This window comes from Rothia sp. 32237D007AR, assembly GCF_053544675.1.
Genome location: NZ_JBPPUO010000010.1, coordinates 22,097 through 37,492, shown reverse-complemented (window position 1 = coordinate 37,492; position 15,396 = coordinate 22,097). Strand labels below are relative to the sequence as shown.

The window sequence follows — 15,396 nt, the reverse complement described above, 5'->3', positions numbered from 1 at the left end:
ACCCTTGGGAGATTACCTGGTACACCCGGCCTGATACAGGGCGGAAGCCCGCCACTTACGCTAGGGGGTGGCGCCCACAGCGCCTACCGAGAGCTGGCCTACTGAGGGGTTGGAGCAGGCTTCTGCGGCGAAGTTCAAGACGAGAGCCTGGGAGGCGCCGGGGGCCTGTATGGAGTAGCCGGCTGCTGAGACGCTCTGGCAGGTTTCCCCGTAGAGCTGGGCGCGGGTTTCACGCAGGGTAGCGGTGAGTGATTCGCCGGGGGCAATCACCCCTCCGGAGGCTGACCATTCGGTGGCGTTGGCGGCTGCTGCCCCTACCTGGTGGCCAGCGGCGTCAACATAGTGCACAGCGGGGTAGCCGCTCATGGTGCAGTTAGCATCACCGGTGTTCGTAAAGGTCAGGGTGATGTAGCGCGATCCAGCAGCTCCTGCCCCTTCAGCGGCAGCAGCTTGAATGTAAAGCTGGTCGTAGTCGCAGACGGCAACGCCAGCAGCGGAGCTGGCAAAGTGGCTACCGGTGACGGTGGGAGCCTGGGCGCTTGCCGTAGGTTCTACCGTGATGACGGTACCGGTGGGTACCGGTTCAGGGGCGGCAGAGACGCTGGGTTCTGGAGCGACTTCTTGCACGGTGGGTTGCCGCGTGGGTGCAACCGGTAGGGGGGTCTTGCTGGAGGCCGAGCTTGTGCTGGTGGGTGCAGGGGATGTTGAGGGCGCAGGGGAGGCTGTTATAGCTGGTGCGCTGACGGTGCTTTCTGGGGCGGTGGTGTTGCTTGCTGTACTTCCGCAGGCTGTGAGTGCGGTGAGTAAGCCTAGGGTGAGGAGGGGGAGGAAGGGGGTACGTGCTTTCATGCAGCCTACATTCCTGGCTGTAGAGTGATGCTTGCTCCGTCCATTCCTTCGCTGTATTCGGTCTGGCAGCTCAGGCGGGAGCATTCGTTAGCGACGTCGTCGATCATGTCGAGTAGGTCTTCTTCTGCTTCTTCGCGGGGCAGGGTGGCTTCGATGTGGTCGGGGTCGATGAAAGCGTGGCAGGTGGCGCAGGAGGCGTTGCCACCGCAGGTTGCCAGCACGGGGAAGCCCGCGGCAATGACGGCCTCAAGTAGGGTCTGGTGGGATTCCCAGGTGACGTCCTTGGTGGTGCCGTTTTCGTCGGTGACCTTGATGTTTACGCTCATGTGTTCTCCTGTGCTGGGGCAGCCTTTAGGCTGCCGTTCTTGGTCTTGTCCCTATTTTATGGGGGCAGGTGCGCCTATCCCTGCTTTTTGTGGTGAAAACTACGGTTGGCTGATGCTCTTGGCATGGTTTCACGAGGGGGCAGGTGCGCTGTGCTGGAGCTTAGGCAAACAAAAAACCGACCTCCCAAAGGAGGCCGGTTTTGTTTGGTGCGCCCGAAGGGATTCGAACCCCCAACCTTCTGATCCGTAGTCAGATGCTCTATCCGTTGAGCTACAGGCGCATTATGCTTTGACCGGCTCTGTCAGCCCGTCGCGGCAACAGGTAATACATTACGCAGGTTTTGGCAGGTGTGCAAATCGAAAATGCGTGACCCTGCTCTCATGTGGCTCTTTACGGGTCTAAAAACCGCGAAAACTCGCGGAAAACTAGGGGTAAAAGAAGGGCAAAACTTTTTATTTCAGACCGTAGGGGAGGTTCTGTGGCTCTAAGCTAACTCAGCTGTGACGTAATAAATATTCCTCTATGAGGACAAACCGGAATAAGGTCTGTACTCTGGTGGTACACAATGATGTGACAGTGCACGACACGAAACGCGTTTATTCATTGCTATGGGTGGCGCGTTTTTCTGTTTTCTATATTCCTAGAGATGTCGCAGGTGCCATTTTGTCCCTGCGGCATAGTCAAAGTGCTGTAGCGATCAAACCAAGCTAATAAGGGGAAGCGTCAGATGACTGACATTTCGATTGACAACATAACTGCCCAGGCGCCTACTACTCACGCAGAACTGTTGCAGTGGGTTGCCGAGATTGCTCAGATGACTCAGCCTGAGCGTATCCACTGGGCCGATGGCTCACAGGAAGAATACGACCGCCTGGCCGGGGAACTCGTTGAAGCTGGTACTTTCCGTAAGCTCAGCGACCACGAATTCCCTAACTCTTATGTTGCCTTCTCTGACCCTGATGACGTAGCCCGCGTTGAAGAGCGCACTTTCATCTGCTCCGAGACCCAAGAAGGCGCTGGCCCCACCAACAACTGGCGTGACCCCGCCGAGATGAAGGCTACCCTCACCGAGCTCTTCACCGGTTCTATGCGTGGGCGCACCATGTACGTCATTCCTTTCGTCATGGGCTCACTTGATGCCACCAACCCCAAGTTCGGTGTTGAAATCACCGACTCTGCCTACGTAGTTGTCTCCATGCGCATTATGGCAACTATCGGCACCGATGTGCTCAAGAAGATGACCGAAACCAACGCCTTCTTCGTGAAGGCTCTGCACTCTGTTGGCGCACCCCTGGCCCCTGGCGACAAGGACGTCCCCTGGCCCTGCAACCCTGAAAAGTACATTGTGCAGTTCCCCGAGAACCGTGAAATCTGGTCTTACGGTTCTGGCTACGGCGGTAACGCCCTGCTGGGTAAGAAATGCTACGCCCTGCGTATCGCCTCTGCTATTGGCCACGATGAAGGCTGGATGGCTGAGCACATGCTGGTGCTGAAGATGACCAACCCCGAAGGTGAGAGCAAGTACATCTCCGCTGCTTTCCCCTCTGCCTGTGGTAAGACCAACTTCGCCATGATGGATCCCACCATTGACGGTTGGAAGGCCGAGATGATCGGTGACGACATCTCCTGGATTGAGTTCCGCGATGGCAAACCTTACGTTGTGAACCCTGAAGCTGGTCTGTTCGGTGTTGCACCTGGCACCGGCTGGTCTACCAACCCCAACGCCATGCGCGCCATTGCTAAGGGCAACACCATCTTCACTAACGTAGCTCTTACCGATGACAACTCTGTGTGGTGGGAAGGCAAGACCGATGAGGTTCCTGAGCACCTGATTGACTGGCAGGGTAATGACTGGACCCCTGAGTCTGGCTGCCCGGCAGCTCACCCCAACTCACGTTTCTGCACCCCCATCTCTCAGGCAGATATGCTGGCTGAAGAATACTACGCTCCTGATGGTGTGCCCCTGTCAGCCATCATCTTCGGTGGTCGCCGTAAGACCACTGTTCCCCTCGTCGCTGAGGCATCTAGCTGGGAGCAGGGCGTTTTCCGTGGGGTAACCCTCTCCTCTGAGACTACCGCCGCCGCTAAGGGCACCGTAGGCGTTATTCGCCGCGACCCCATGGCTATGTTGCCCTTCATCGGCTACAACGCTGGTGACTACATCCAGCACTGGATTGACCTGGGCAAGAAGCACGGTGAAGAGAACATGCCCAAGGTCTACTACGTCAACTGGTTCCGCCGCACCCCCGATGGCAGCTTCGCCTGGCCTGGCTTCGGTGAGAACTCCCGCGTCGTCAAGTGGATCTTCGACCGTATCGACGGCAAGGCTGAAGGCCAGCAGACCTTCTTGGGCGTTGTACCCACTAAGGACGACCTGGATACTACCGGCCTGGACATCACCGATGAAGAGCTCACCGCAGCTTTGTCTGTGAAGAAGGACGAATGGGCAGAAGAACTGCCCGGTATCGACGAATGGCTAGCTTTCTTGGGCGATAAGGTACCTGCTGAGATTCACGCCCAGCGTGATGCTCTGGCTGCTGAGCTGAGCTAGGGTGGTTAGCCCTGAGGGTTGCAACTACGTCTTGACCAAAGAATGTAAAAGCGGCCTAATCTAGGAGGTGCCCTGCGTGAAAATTGTTTCACACAGGGCACCTCCTTCTTGCCCGGATAGAATAGGGCGATTGCTCTAAAGAGTGGATGTAAAGCTGGCTTTATATTCTGTAGAATGCTTAAGAATGGCTGAATTTTATGGAGCCCTGCTGTGCTTCCCCCACAAAGCTCATCGACTGGCCACCGACCTACTACAGAGCTTTGTGCACGGCATCATGGGTATATCATTACTCGCATGTTGGAAGGAAAGAACAGAGTGGGAAATTTGCTGAGCGTTAAGAACCTCACCAAGAACCACGACCATCTTCGCGCGCTCAAAGGCGTTAATTTGGAGGTCGCTGCCGGTGAGATTATAGGTCTTCTGGGCGAAAATGGTGCAGGAAAATCAACCTTCCTGTCGATTCTGGGCGGCTGGGACCGCCCCGGTGGGGGAACTATCACCCTAGACGGTGAAAAGTACGCCCCCCACACTCCCGAAGAGGCTCTTGAAGCTGGTGTCGGTTCTATCCGGCAGAAGTTCAAGGTAGACCCCGAACTTACCGTTGCTCAGTCGATTTTTCGTTCTACCGAGCATGCAGGTGAAGATGAAGAGGCCTTGGTTGCCCGGGCCCAGGAGCTCATTTCAGATATTGGCTTGGCCGTAGACCCTCGCGCAAAGATGGGCGATTTGGTTCGTGCTGAGCAGGCCCTGGTTGAGGTTGCGCGTATGCAGGCTGAGAACACCCGCCTGGTGCTCATGGACGAAGTTGCTGCTACCTTCAATGACTATGAGATTTACCAGCTTCATGAGGTGACTCGTAAGCTGGCCGCTGAGGGCCGTGCGGTCATCTACATCACCCACCGTATTGATGAGATCCGCTCACTGGCTAACCGTGCGGTCATTCTTTCTGATGGCACTATCAGCACTGAGATTACTCCCGGTACCATGAGTGCAGAAGAAATCGCTTTTAAGATGTTCAACCGCGAAATTGAGATGGGCGGGCGCCCCCAGGAATTCGCCGGTGAGAGCACTAAGCTGGTCGTTGAGAATCTCACCAGCGCCCAGGGTTCTCTCAATAACGTCACTTTTTCAGTCGATCGCGGTGAAATTTTTGGTCTGACTGGTTTGCGCCGTTCAGGTATTAACGAGGTTGCAGCTGCCCTGGTGGGTGTAGACCCCACGGCTCAGTTTGGCGCCCTCAAGATTAATGGTGAGGACGTCACCATTAGCTCCCCTGAGGACTCTGTCGGTTACGGTATCGGCTACCTATCAGATAATGACGATGAGCTTGGCCTGGCCAATGAGCGTTCTATCGCTAAGACCCTCATGGAGAGCGCTGGCCTTAAGGAGCGCCCTCAGGGTTTCTTGCACGAAGTCTCTGCCTTGCGTGAGGTGGCTGAGCAGATTCAGAAGCTGCGTATCAAGACCACGAACATTCAGGGCGAAGTGGGCAAGCTATCTGGTGGTGATCAGCAGAAGGTTGCTTTGGCTCGCTGGATGACGACCGACTGTGAGATTTTGATTCTCAATCACCCCACCCGTGGTATCGATGTGGGCGCTAAGAGCGAGATTTACAAGATGCTGACGGAACTGACCGATAAGGGTACCTCTATTCTCCTGATTGGTTCAGATATGTCTGAGCTTATTGGTATCTGTAACCGTATTGCTGTGATGCGTTCTGGTGAGCTGGTGTCGATTCAGCAGAATAAGGTTGCGACTGAAGATAGCTTGATGGGTGAGGCTCTAGGCGAAGAAGTGGTCTAGCCGCCCCCCTAGCGGGGCGCTTGTTGTAAGAGGCTCATGCAGAGAACCCCCGGTAGCCCATAGGCTACCGGGGGTTCTTTGGCTATTTCTAGGTTTTAGGCGCTGCCTGTAGCAGTGTTTTACAGGGTGATGCGGCTTGAGATAGCGTTCAGCTTGTGACGGGCCAGGGCCAGGTTAGCAGTGTTGCGGTCCAGTACCAGGTACACGAAGAGGCCGGTGGTGTCTGAAGCGTTCAGAACGTTGATGAGGTGGTACTGGGAAGAGAGGGTAATCATGACGTCTTCGATGTTGCCGGTAAGGCCCAGGTCGTTCATGGTCTTGAGCTTGGCGCGCACTACGTTGGAGTTACCTGCTGCGGCAACGGTTAGGTCGAAGCCGGGGGTACCGCCGGAGGCTAGGGCCATGCCTGAGGAGATGTCAACGAGAGCTGCACCGGTTGCGCCTTCAATGGACAGGAGTTCCTGGATGGAGTTATCAAGCTGTGACAAGATAGTTCCTTATGTCTAGTTCTACACCGGCGCACTAGAGGAAGGCCGGTGAAGAGACGGTGAGTGCGGTCAGTGTGCCCCTTGTCGTCAGATCGTGTGTGATGACTGGGTGTGTGCCCGCGTGTGTTTACAGTATTAATACTACTCGTACCTAACCCCTAACTGCTACAAGTGAGCGGGCAGGTGTGCCGTATGGAACTAGGTGCTCGGTGGTTCATTCTGCCTGTCATTATGGTAAAGACGATGCAACATTACGCCCCTCAAGCGAACAAAAGTTGAATCGTGAACCTTTTTGGCTGTACCGTGAGAAGGAAGAAGCTTCACTCGTTCTCACACTAATCAAGGAGTTGGCCCGTGCGTCTTACCGCATTCTCTGACGTGTCGTTACGCGTCCTGATGCTGTTATCGGGTCTCAAGGGTGAGCAGATTTCTACCCAGAAAATTGCTGAGGGGGTAGGTACCCCCTATAACCATGTGGCTAAGTCTGTGGCTTTCTTAGCTAATTTGGGGCTGGTGGAGTCTACTCGCGGCCGTACCGGTGGTGTGCGCCTTTCAGAGGCTGGTGCCCGTGCTACTGTGGGGCAGGTTCTGCGCGCTTCTGAGGGCGTTATCCCCATGGTGGAATGTGAGGAAGGGGAAAATAAATGCCCCATGAGCCATAGTTGTTCCTTGAAAAAGATTCTGGCTAATGCCCGTGAAGAATTCTTTAAAATCCTTGACCCTGTGGTGATTTCTAAGCTGCCGAGTGAGCCGCAGATGGGGCCGGTTTTTCTAGAACTGGGGCTGGGCCCTTTGGCTCAGACCAAGAAACTGCCCCAGGCATCCTTCCGCTAATGGGTTTTGCTGTCCCGTCCCTGTGCGAAAGGTCGGGAACGAGGCTTTCCACAAAACCAGCATTTTGCATGCTAAATTGATGGTGGTTTGACAACTATTTTGGCCAATCCCGATAAGTATCCCGATGAGGTACTCTCCCGCGACGCCCACAAGCACGCCTCACTGGGCCTGCGCGAAGAAGAATACCCCACCGTCTACAAGTACCTCTTCGAGGCTATCGCCGCTAACCTGGGTGATATTCTGACTCCTGAAATCGCAGAAGCCTGGACCGAGGTCTACTGGCTTATGGCCGACGCCCTTATCAAACTCGAAAAGGGCCTCTACGCCTCCCAGGCCAACGACCTTATGTTCGCCCCCTTCCGCCTGGTCGAGCGCAAGGAAACGGGCGAAAACGTGCTCGACCTTACCTTTGAGCCCGCCAACGCCGTTGCCATGACCGACGCCATTGCCGGCCAGTACGTTTCTATCGTCACCAAGGCTAAGGACGGCCTGCGTCAGGCCCGCCAGTTCACCCTGCTACCTGCCGAGAAGAACCAGCGCCGCGTTGCCATTAAGCTCGACACCGCCGGTGAAATGACTCCCATCCTGCATGAGCTCGAGATCGGCGCTATCGTTGAGGTCTCCAACCCCTACGGCGACGTTACTCTGGGTAGTTTCGGCGACGACGAGTCCCAGCCCCTTTACCTCTTCTCCGCCGGTATCGGCGTCACTCCTATGATTGCCTTCCTGTCCGAACTGGCAGCAACCGGCTCCAATCGTGAGGTCGTTGTTGTACACGCCGACCGTTCCTTTACTACCTGGCCCTTGCGCGATGAGATGACCGCTTACGTTGAGATGCTCGAAAACGGCCGCCTAGTCTCCTTCATCGAGGCCGCTGGCGAGGGCAACTTCGAGGGCCGCGTTAACGTGGCTGAACTGAACGTGCCCGCTAACGCTTCTGTCTACCTGTGCGGCCCCCTGGGCTTCATGCAGGGCGTCCGCTCCCAGCTGATCGAAGCTGGCCTGCCCGGTACTAACATTCGGTACGAGATCTTCGGCCCCGACCAGTGGATGCTGCACGACCAGGCCCGTGCCTCCTAAGCTGACCTAAGGGCAGGTAGAAAAGGACGCCCGCCCCACTTTTCTTGCTCAGAGGCAAGAAGGTGGGGCGGGCGTCCTGTGCCTTAGTAGCTGGCGGTTAGCTCTAGGCCTCACGCACAATCTTGAGGATCTGATCGCGCACACGCTCCATGGTGGCCTGGTCGGGGGCCTCAAGGTTCAGGCGCAGGAAGGGCTCAGTGTTGGAGGGGCGCAGGTTGGCCCACCAGCCCTCGGTCTTGTGCTCGAAGGTGGTGCCGTCCATGGTAGAGACCTCAACGGTGTCGCCGAAGTACTCGGCAACGCGGGCGATAGCACCGGCCTTGTCTTCTAGCTCAGAGTTAATCTCGCCTGAAGGGACGTAGGGGGAGTAGACGGCAGCCAGCTCAGAGAGGGGCTGCTCGCCCTCACCTAAGGCAGCCAGCACGTGCATAGCGGCCAGCATACCGGTGTCTGCGTTGAAGAAGTCCTTGAAGTAGTAGTGAGCTGAATGCTCACCACCGAAGACACCGGACTCTTCAGCCATCACAGCCTTAATGAAGGAGTGGCCCACGCGGGTCTTAATGGCGCGGCCGCCCAGCTTCTCAACCAGCTCAGGCACAGCCTTAGAGGTAATCAGGTTGTAGATGATAACGGGCTGATCGTTACCCTCAGCCTTGGCGCGGGCAATCTCACGCTCAGCTACCAGGGCGGTAATAGCGGAGGGAGTAACCGGTTCGCCCTTCTCGTCGATAACGAAGCAGCGGTCAGCATCACCGTCAAAAGCCAGGCCAATATCTGCGCCGTGCTCAAGAACAGCCTTCTGCAAATCAACCAGGTTAGCCGGTTCTAGGGGGTTAGCCGGGTGGTTGGGGAAGGTGCCGTCCAGTTCGAAGTAGAGGGGAATAATCTCCAGGGGCAGGCCGGGCAGAATAGCATCGCCTAGCACTGCGGGGGTGGTCATGCCGCCCATGCCGTTACCGGCGTCCACCACGACCTTCAGGGGGCGGATGCCAGAGAGATCAACCAGGTTGCGCAGGTACTGGGCGTAGTCCTTGAGCACATCCTTTTCAGAAGCAGTGCCGGTGTTTTCAAGGGCGGGGATTTCGCCCTCGTTCAGGTACTTCTGGGCTAGGTCGCGAATATCGAACAGGCCGGACTCTGAGGACAGGGGAACAGCCCCTGCCTTAGACATCTTCATGCCGTTGTACTCGGCAGGGTTGTGAGAAGCGGTGAAGGTGACACCGGCAGCGTTCTCAACACCACAAGCGAAGTAAAGCTCGTCAGTAGAGATCAGACCGATATTGATGACGTTAGCGCCACGGGCGGTAGCACCCTCAGCGAAAGCTTCCATGAAATCGGGGCCTGAGGGACGCATGTCAGCGCCGACCAGCACGTCCTGACCAGCTAGGTTAAGGACGTCCACGAAAGCTGCGCCGGTGGCGCGGACGGTCTCAGCGGTGATGGTTTCGCCCACAATGCCGCGAACATCGTAAGCCTTAAAAGATGCGGTTAAATCAATAGTATTCACGAAAAATAAGTCTAGTTGCCCTCTGACATGTTTAGACAGTACTCAGACAGATTCCTTATGTGATTTATGGCGATAAACACCAGGTTTTAATGCCACAATCTAGGCGCTGACGGGGAAAGAACATGGTTTGATGGTGCTTATGGGTGAACTTTTTTCTTTAGATAATCCAATCCAGAATTATGCTTGGGGTTCTTATGAGACGCTTGCGCGTATGCGCGGTGTAGTTGCCCCCACCGAGCAACCTGAGGCTGAACTATGGGTGGGTGCACATTCATCTGCCCCTTCTGTGGCGCGTGTAGATGGCGGAGCTTTCCCCCTGGATTTCCTGGTTAAGGAGCAGCCCTCCCGCTTCCTTAACCCGCAGCGTAGCAGCGATATCTTCCCCTTCCTTTTTAAGATTCTTGCCATTGAATCGCCCCTGTCCATTCAGGTGCACCCCACCGATGAGCAGGCCCAGGCAGGTTTTGAGGCTGAAAATTCTCGCGGTATCGCCCTGGATGACCCGGCCCGTAATTACAAGGACCGGTTCTCTAAACCCGAAACCGTTATCGCCCTTTCTGAGATGCGTATTCTGACCGGTGTGCGTGATTTTGCAGAACTACGCGCTATTGCCGAGCACTTCTCTCTACCCTGGCTGGCCGGTGCCCTAGACTCAGCTGCAACAGCCAAGGAACTGCTGACCCTTATTATCCGTATGCCCCAGGATGCCGCCGCCGCGGCTGTAGAGCAGACTGTTGCGTCCGCGCGGGCCTGGGCTGCTAAGAACGGGGACGTTCCCGGTAGCGAATCAACCGCAGCTGGTGTTGCCGAGCTGGTCACCCTGATTGACAGCAAGTACCCCGGCGACCGTGGCCTGCTAGTTGCCCTGGTCATGAACCTCATCTACCTGGCCCCTGGCGATTCTGCTTACACCCCTGATGGGCAGGTGCACGCCTACGTTTCGGGTACTGCCATCGAGCTGATGAACCCCTCAGATAACGTCATGCGTGCCGGGCTGACTCCCAAGCACATCGATGAGGAAGAGCTCATCAAGATCCTGGGGGAGAGCCAAGCTGCCCCCACTATTCAGCGTCCTACTCCCACCAGTGATAAAGCCCTGGAATATTCCATGTGGGATGAGCGCCTATCTGTGACCCGCCTGATGGTTGAAGAAGGCGAGCGCATCGCCCTGCCTCTTTCTGGTGTGGCAACGGCCCTGTGCACTGGCGGTACTGTGGTGGTCAGTGATGAGGTCAAGACTTTTACCCTCACTGGCACTCAGTCGGTTATGTATGTAGGTGAGCCTACTGAGGTAGCTGTTACCGGTGCCGGTGAACTTTATATCGCCTCCCAGCGTTAGTGCCTCGTTCAGGTCACCTTAACGGCTAGAACTGAGTAAAGTAGATAGGGACGAACAAGAGTGCTCTGCCCCGTCTAGGAAGAGCCAACAATATCCCACAAGGAAGCCCATGAAAATTATTCTGACCGTCACCGGCCTTGACCACGAAGGCATTATTGCTGGTGTGACCGCTAAACTTGCTGAGCGCAAGGTCAATATCGAGAACCTTTCACAGACCCTCATGCAGGGCTATTTCACCATGATTTTGCAGGGTAGCTTCGATGATTCTGCCCAGTCCATCACTGACCTGCAAGAGGCTATGAAGCCTGTTGAAGAAGAGCAGCGTGTACAGATTCGTATCCAATCTGACGCTATCTTCCAGGCCATGCACACCCTCTAGGAGTTACCGACTATGTTTAGCGACCGTTCAGGGAACGTCCTTGAGACCCTGCAAATGATCGATGAGGATAAGCTCGATATCCGCACGGTCACTATGGGTATTTCTCTGCTGGACTGCGCCGATTCTGATGGCGCAGTAGCCCGTCAGAAGATTTACGACAAGATTACCTCCCGCGCCGCCCGCCTGGTTGAGGTGGCTGAAGGTATCGAGGCTGAGCTCGGTATCCCCATTATTCATAAGCGTATTTCGGTCACTCCGATTGCCCTGGTAGCAGGTGCGTCTTCTGATGAAGATTACGTAGAATTCGCTAAGACCTTGGATGCTGCCGCTAAGGCTGTGGGTGTCAACTTCATTGGTGGCTTCACCGCCCTGGTTGATAAGGGCATCACCCCCGCTGATGAGAAGTTGATGCGCTCTATCCCGCGCGCCCTCAACACCACTGATGTGGTCTGTGGGTCGGTTAATATTGGTTCTTCCCGTGCCGGTATCAACATGACCGCTGTGCGTACCATGGGCGAGGTTATCCGCGAAACCGCTGAAGGTTCTGCTGAGGCTCACGGCTTTGGCTGCTCCAAGCTGGTGGTCTTTGCTAACGCTGTATCGGATAACCCCTTCATGGCTGGTGCCTTCCATGGGGTGCAAGAGGCAGATACCGTGATCTCGGTGGGTGTCTCTGGCCCTGGAGTGGTCAAGCGTGCCCTGGAGAAGGTTCGCGGTGAATCTTTTGACGCTTGTGCTGAGGCTATTAAGAAGGCAGCCTTCAAGATTACCCGTATGGGTCAGCTGGTAGGTGCCCTAGCTGCTGAGCGCCTGGGTGTAGAGTTCGGCATTGTTGACCTCTCTCTGGCCCCTACCGCTGAGGTGGGTGACTCTGTAGCTCACGTACTAGAAGAGATGGGCCTGGAGTCCGTTGGTACTCACGGCACTGTGGCTGCGCTTGCTCTGCTCAATGACGCAGTGAAGAAGGGTGGGCTCATGGCCTGCTCGCATGTGGGTGGTCTCTCTGGTTCCTTTATCCCGATTTCTGAGGATATCGGCATGATTGAGGCTGCTGCTGCTGGCAAGATTACTCTCGATAAGCTGGAAGCTATGACCGCTATCTGCTCTGTGGGTCTAGATATGGTTGCTGTTCCCGGTGATACATCGGCTGCTACTCTTGCGGCCATGATTGCCGATGAGGCCGCTATTGGCGTGATGAACCATAAGACCACTGCTGTGCGTGTGATTCCGGCTATTGGCTTGGAAGTTGGCGAGATGGTGGAGTTCGGTGGCCTGCTGGGTCGTGCCCCCGTCATGCCTGCTCACCCTGAATCAGCTGAGGTGTTTGTGGCCCGTGGCGGGCGTATCCCCTCCCCGGTGCACGGTTTCCGTAACTAGTGTTGTAGCTAGTTTCACCTCGCCTTGTCTGTGTGATGATGCCCGTCTGCTTCTCTGTGAGAGGTAGGCGGGCATTTTGGTGCAGGGGGTAGGTAGGTGCTGGTGGGATTAGTCAGCTTCGCCAGCTCGCCGTGTTCTGCCATTGTATTGGGTCTCACAGCTAGGGGTTTTAGGGGGCTGTTTCCCCTGTATTTAAGGGCTGGGTGGTGTGTGGTCCTGCCTCTGGTAGACACTGTGTGCCTAAAACCGGGCACCATAGGCCAACTACTATATCTTGTGTCCCTAGAAGAATAGACCACAAGATGTTGTTGATTGATATGAGCCTTGCCCCCGCTGAAGCTAGCCCCACACAGCACCCTAAGCACCAGCGTCCTGCGGTTGCACCCTCCGCTCTGACCGCCCTACAAGAAGGCGCACCAGAAGCCCTCCACGAGAACGCCAACAAGGACGCCACCGTCTTTAACACCCAGCGCGACCTCACCGCCGGGGCCGTGGCCAAGGACTTCGCCCTTGAACACCTTCTGCCTGCCCAGGTGGCAGAAGCCCACCGCAAGGGGGACATCCACTTCCATGATTTGGACTACTCACCCTACACACCCATGACTAACTGCTGTCTCATCGATATTGAGGGCATGCTCGCAGGCGGCTTCACCATCGGCAACGCCCAGGTGGAGTCCCCCAAATCTATTCAGACAGCCACCGCCCAAATCTCACAGATTATCGCCAATGTAGCCAGCTCCCAGTACGGGGGCTGCTCCGTTGACCGCACCGACCAGGTACTGGCACCCTACGCCGCCCTCAACTACGAAAAACACCTGGCGGACGCCCGCCGCTGGGTTGCCCCTGACCTGCACGCAGACTACGCCAGCGCAAAAACTATCAAAGACATCTACGACGCTATGCAGTCCCTGGAGTACGAGGTCAATACCCTCTACTCCTCAAACGGGCAGACCCCCTTTGTCACTTTAGGTTTTGGGCTGGGCACTGGCCGCTGGGAGCGAGAGATTCAGCAGGCCATTTTGAAGGTACGCCTTGCCGGTATTGGCTCTGAGGGGCGCACCGCTATCTTCCCCAAGCTTGTTTTTGGGTTGCGCCGCGGGGTCAATCTAGAGCCCAGCGACCCTAACTATGACATCAAACAGTTAGCCCTTGAATGCTCAACCCGGCGCATGTACCCCGATGTTATTAACTACGAGAAACTGGTAGAGATTACCGGCTCCTACAAGGTGCCCATGGGCTGCCGCTCCTTCTTGCAAGACTGGCAGAACCCCACCGCAGAAGACCAGGAGAGTAGCACCTCACCTGCTGGCCGCATGAACCTAGGGGTCGTGACCCTCAACCTGCCCCGCATCGCCCTAGAAACCTACCAGCAGGGGCAGGACGCCTTCTGGCAGCTCTTTGAGCAACGGCTAGAACTAGCCCATCAAGCCCTGGCCTACCGGGTAGCCCGCTGCTACGAGGCCCTACCTGAGAACGCCCCTATCCTGTACCAGCACGGTGCCTTTGGGTTGCGGGCAGAACGCGGGCAATCTGTTGCCCCCTTCTTTGATTCTGGCCGGGCAACAGTCTCCTTGGGGTACATTGGCCTCTATGAGGTGGCGGCCCTCTTCTACGGGGGGCAGTGGGAGAACCAGCCTGAGGCTAAGAGCTTTACCCTAGATATTGTGCGCCGTCTCAAAGAGGCCTGCACGAGCTGGAACCAGTCCCAGGGCCCCTGGTACTCGGTCTACTCCACCCCTTCTGAGTCTCTGACTGACCGTTTCGCTCGCCTAGATGCGCAGCGTTTTGGGCTGATAGATGATGTGACAGATAAGGGCTACTACACTAACTCTTTCCACTACGATGTGCGCAAAAAAATTAGTCCCTTCGCCAAACTGGACTTTGAAAAGGACTACCCCCTCTACGCCTCTGGCGGGTTCATTCACTACTGTGAGTACCCCAAACTGAGCCATAACCTCCAAGCCCTAGAAGCTGTCTGGGACTATGCGTACGAGCGGGTAGGCTACCTGGGAACTAACACCCCCATCGACCGCTGCTACGAGTGCAACTTTGAGGGGGACTTTGACCCCACTGCCCAGGGCTTTACCTGCCCCCAGTGCGGCAACACCAACCCAGAAACCTGCGATGTGGTCAAGAGAACCTGCGGCTACCTGGGTAACCCTGTTAAACGTCCTATGGTGCGCGGGCGACACGAAGAAATCATTTCTCGAGTCAAGCACATGAGCACCCCGTCCGCCTCATGACGACTTCTCACCACCAGCAAGCAGATGGCCCTGCCCACCTACCACCGACCCCTGGCGCCTGGAATGCCGCTAAATTTAGCCGCAAATATATAGCGGACTACAAGCCAGACGGGTTTACGGACGGGCCGGGAGTGCGCTGCTCCCTCTACGTCTCAGGCTGCCCTTTTGTCTGTACCGGCTGCTATAACAAGGCCGCCCAGTCTTTCGCCTACGGCCAACCGTATACAGCAGAGCTAGAGGAGAGAATCCTAGCTGATCTGAGCAAGAGCTATATTGCTGGTCTGTCCCTGCTGGGGGGTGAACCCTTCTTGAATACCGGGGTCTGCCTGCCTCTAGCTCAGCGTGTGCGCAAAGAACTTACCGGTAAAACTATCTGGGTGTGGAGCGGCTTCACCTGGGAGCAGCTCATCGCCTCTATTGAGGCTGGCAATAAGGATCAGGGGGAACTCCTGGCCCTGTGCGATGTGCTGGTCGATGGGCCCTTTATCCAGTCACAATTTTGCTCTTCGCTGGCTTTTCGAGGCTCAGGCAACCAGCGGGTCATTGATGTTCCGGCATCTTCAGCCGCTGGCCAACCTGTGCTGTGGGAAGAGCCCACAGCACAGGGCTAGGCTGCGAA

At 56.2% G+C, this 15,396-nt stretch carries 13 protein-coding genes and 1 tRNA gene; 9 read left to right on the top strand and 5 right to left on the bottom strand.

From position 1 onward, the window contains the following. Positions 1 to 60: 60 nt before the first annotated feature. The 3 genes from ACED87_RS07270 to ACED87_RS07260 all read right to left on the bottom strand — a co-directional run bounded on the left by ACED87_RS07270 (position 61) and on the right by ACED87_RS07260 (position 1,456). On the bottom strand, positions 61 to 849 hold the full coding sequence (locus tag ACED87_RS07270; protein ID WP_449082249.1) for a DUF4232 domain-containing protein: 789 nt from the start codon (positions 847 to 849) through the stop codon (positions 61 to 63). 5 nt (positions 850 to 854) lie between these two features. Then, the gene (locus tag ACED87_RS07265; protein ID WP_449082247.1) at positions 855 to 1,175 is read right to left on the bottom strand and encodes a 2Fe-2S iron-sulfur cluster-binding protein; all 321 of its coding nucleotides are present in this window, start codon (positions 1,173 to 1,175) and stop codon (positions 855 to 857) included. 205 nt (positions 1,176 to 1,380) lie between these two features. Beyond that, positions 1,381 to 1,456 (bottom strand) — tRNA-Arg (locus ACED87_RS07260). Between the two features lie 447 nt (positions 1,457 to 1,903). On the opposite strand from ACED87_RS07260, the gene ACED87_RS07255 reads away from it, so the two are divergent. Next, the gene (locus tag ACED87_RS07255) at positions 1,904 to 3,727 is read left to right on the top strand and encodes a phosphoenolpyruvate carboxykinase (GTP) (RefSeq protein WP_449089783.1); all 1,824 of its coding nucleotides are present in this window, start codon (positions 1,904 to 1,906) and stop codon (positions 3,725 to 3,727) included. Between the two features lie 315 nt (positions 3,728 to 4,042). After that, the gene (locus ACED87_RS07250; RefSeq protein ID WP_449082244.1) at positions 4,043 to 5,530 is read left to right on the top strand and encodes a sugar ABC transporter ATP-binding protein; all 1,488 of its coding nucleotides are present in this window, start codon (positions 4,043 to 4,045) and stop codon (positions 5,528 to 5,530) included. Between the two features lie 119 nt (positions 5,531 to 5,649). On the opposite strand, the gene ACED87_RS07245 is transcribed toward ACED87_RS07250, so the two are convergent. Next, positions 5,650 to 6,018, bottom strand: a complete 369-nt coding sequence (locus ACED87_RS07245) for a hypothetical protein (RefSeq protein ID WP_449082243.1) — start codon at positions 6,016 to 6,018, stop codon at positions 5,650 to 5,652. Between the two features lie 354 nt (positions 6,019 to 6,372). Between ACED87_RS07245 and ACED87_RS07240 the strand changes: the two genes are divergently transcribed. Then, positions 6,373 to 6,852, top strand: a complete 480-nt coding sequence (locus ACED87_RS07240; RefSeq protein WP_449082241.1) for an RrF2 family transcriptional regulator — start codon at positions 6,373 to 6,375, stop codon at positions 6,850 to 6,852. A gap of 87 nt (positions 6,853 to 6,939) precedes the next feature. Then, entirely contained in the window at positions 6,940 to 7,932 is a 993-nt protein-coding gene (locus tag ACED87_RS07235; RefSeq protein WP_449082239.1) for an FAD-binding oxidoreductase, read from the top strand. Positions 7,933 to 8,035: 103 nt separating this feature from the next. Here ACED87_RS07235 and ACED87_RS07230 read toward each other — a convergent pair whose 3' ends face one another. Beyond that, a complete protein-coding gene (locus tag ACED87_RS07230) occupies positions 8,036 to 9,439 on the bottom strand; it encodes a phosphomannomutase/phosphoglucomutase (protein WP_449082237.1) in 1,404 nt (467 codons plus the stop codon). A 130-nt stretch (positions 9,440 to 9,569) separates the two neighbouring features. Here ACED87_RS07230 and manA point away from each other — a divergent pair, with 130 nt between their 5' ends. From manA to nrdG, 5 genes are all read left to right on the top strand, one after another. Then, positions 9,570 to 10,778, top strand: a complete 1,209-nt coding sequence (gene manA / locus ACED87_RS07225; RefSeq protein ID WP_449082428.1) for a mannose-6-phosphate isomerase, class I — start codon at positions 9,570 to 9,572, stop codon at positions 10,776 to 10,778. Positions 10,779 to 10,887: 109 nt separating this feature from the next. Then, positions 10,888 to 11,157, top strand: coding sequence for an ACT domain-containing protein (locus ACED87_RS07220; RefSeq protein WP_449082235.1), 270 nt, complete (start codon positions 10,888 to 10,890; stop codon positions 11,155 to 11,157). 12 nt (positions 11,158 to 11,169) lie between these two features. Continuing rightward, a complete protein-coding gene (locus tag ACED87_RS07215; protein WP_449082233.1) occupies positions 11,170 to 12,534 on the top strand; it encodes a DUF711 family protein in 1,365 nt (454 codons plus the stop codon). A gap of 302 nt (positions 12,535 to 12,836) precedes the next feature. Further along, entirely contained in the window at positions 12,837 to 14,777 is a 1,941-nt protein-coding gene (gene nrdD, locus ACED87_RS07210; RefSeq protein WP_449089782.1) for an anaerobic ribonucleoside-triphosphate reductase, read from the top strand. Further along, the gene (nrdG, locus tag ACED87_RS07205; RefSeq protein ID WP_449082229.1) at positions 14,774 to 15,388 is read left to right on the top strand and encodes an anaerobic ribonucleoside-triphosphate reductase activating protein; all 615 of its coding nucleotides are present in this window, start codon (positions 14,774 to 14,776) and stop codon (positions 15,386 to 15,388) included. Before nrdD ends, nrdG begins: the two co-directional genes overlap by 4 nt. The last annotated feature ends 8 nt before the right edge of the window (positions 15,389 to 15,396 follow it).

Coding starts and splice junctions, on each gene's coding strand:
- ACED87_RS07270 (WP_449082249.1), bottom strand. CDS start 849: ATGAAAGCACGTACCCCCTTCCTCCCCCTCCTCACCCTAGGCTTACTC.
- ACED87_RS07265 (WP_449082247.1), bottom strand. CDS start 1,175: ATGAGCGTAAACATCAAGGTCACCGACGAAAACGGCACCACCAAGGAC.
- ACED87_RS07255 (WP_449089783.1), top strand. CDS start 1,904: ATGACTGACATTTCGATTGACAACATAACTGCCCAGGCGCCTACTACT.
- manA (WP_449082428.1), top strand. CDS start 9,570: ATGGTGCTTATGGGTGAACTTTTTTCTTTAGATAATCCAATCCAGAAT.
- ACED87_RS07220 (WP_449082235.1), top strand. CDS start 10,888: ATGAAAATTATTCTGACCGTCACCGGCCTTGACCACGAAGGCATTATT.
- ACED87_RS07215 (WP_449082233.1), top strand. CDS start 11,170: ATGTTTAGCGACCGTTCAGGGAACGTCCTTGAGACCCTGCAAATGATC.
- nrdD (WP_449089782.1), top strand. CDS start 12,837: ATGTTGTTGATTGATATGAGCCTTGCCCCCGCTGAAGCTAGCCCCACA.
- nrdG (WP_449082229.1), top strand. CDS start 14,774: ATGACGACTTCTCACCACCAGCAAGCAGATGGCCCTGCCCACCTACCA.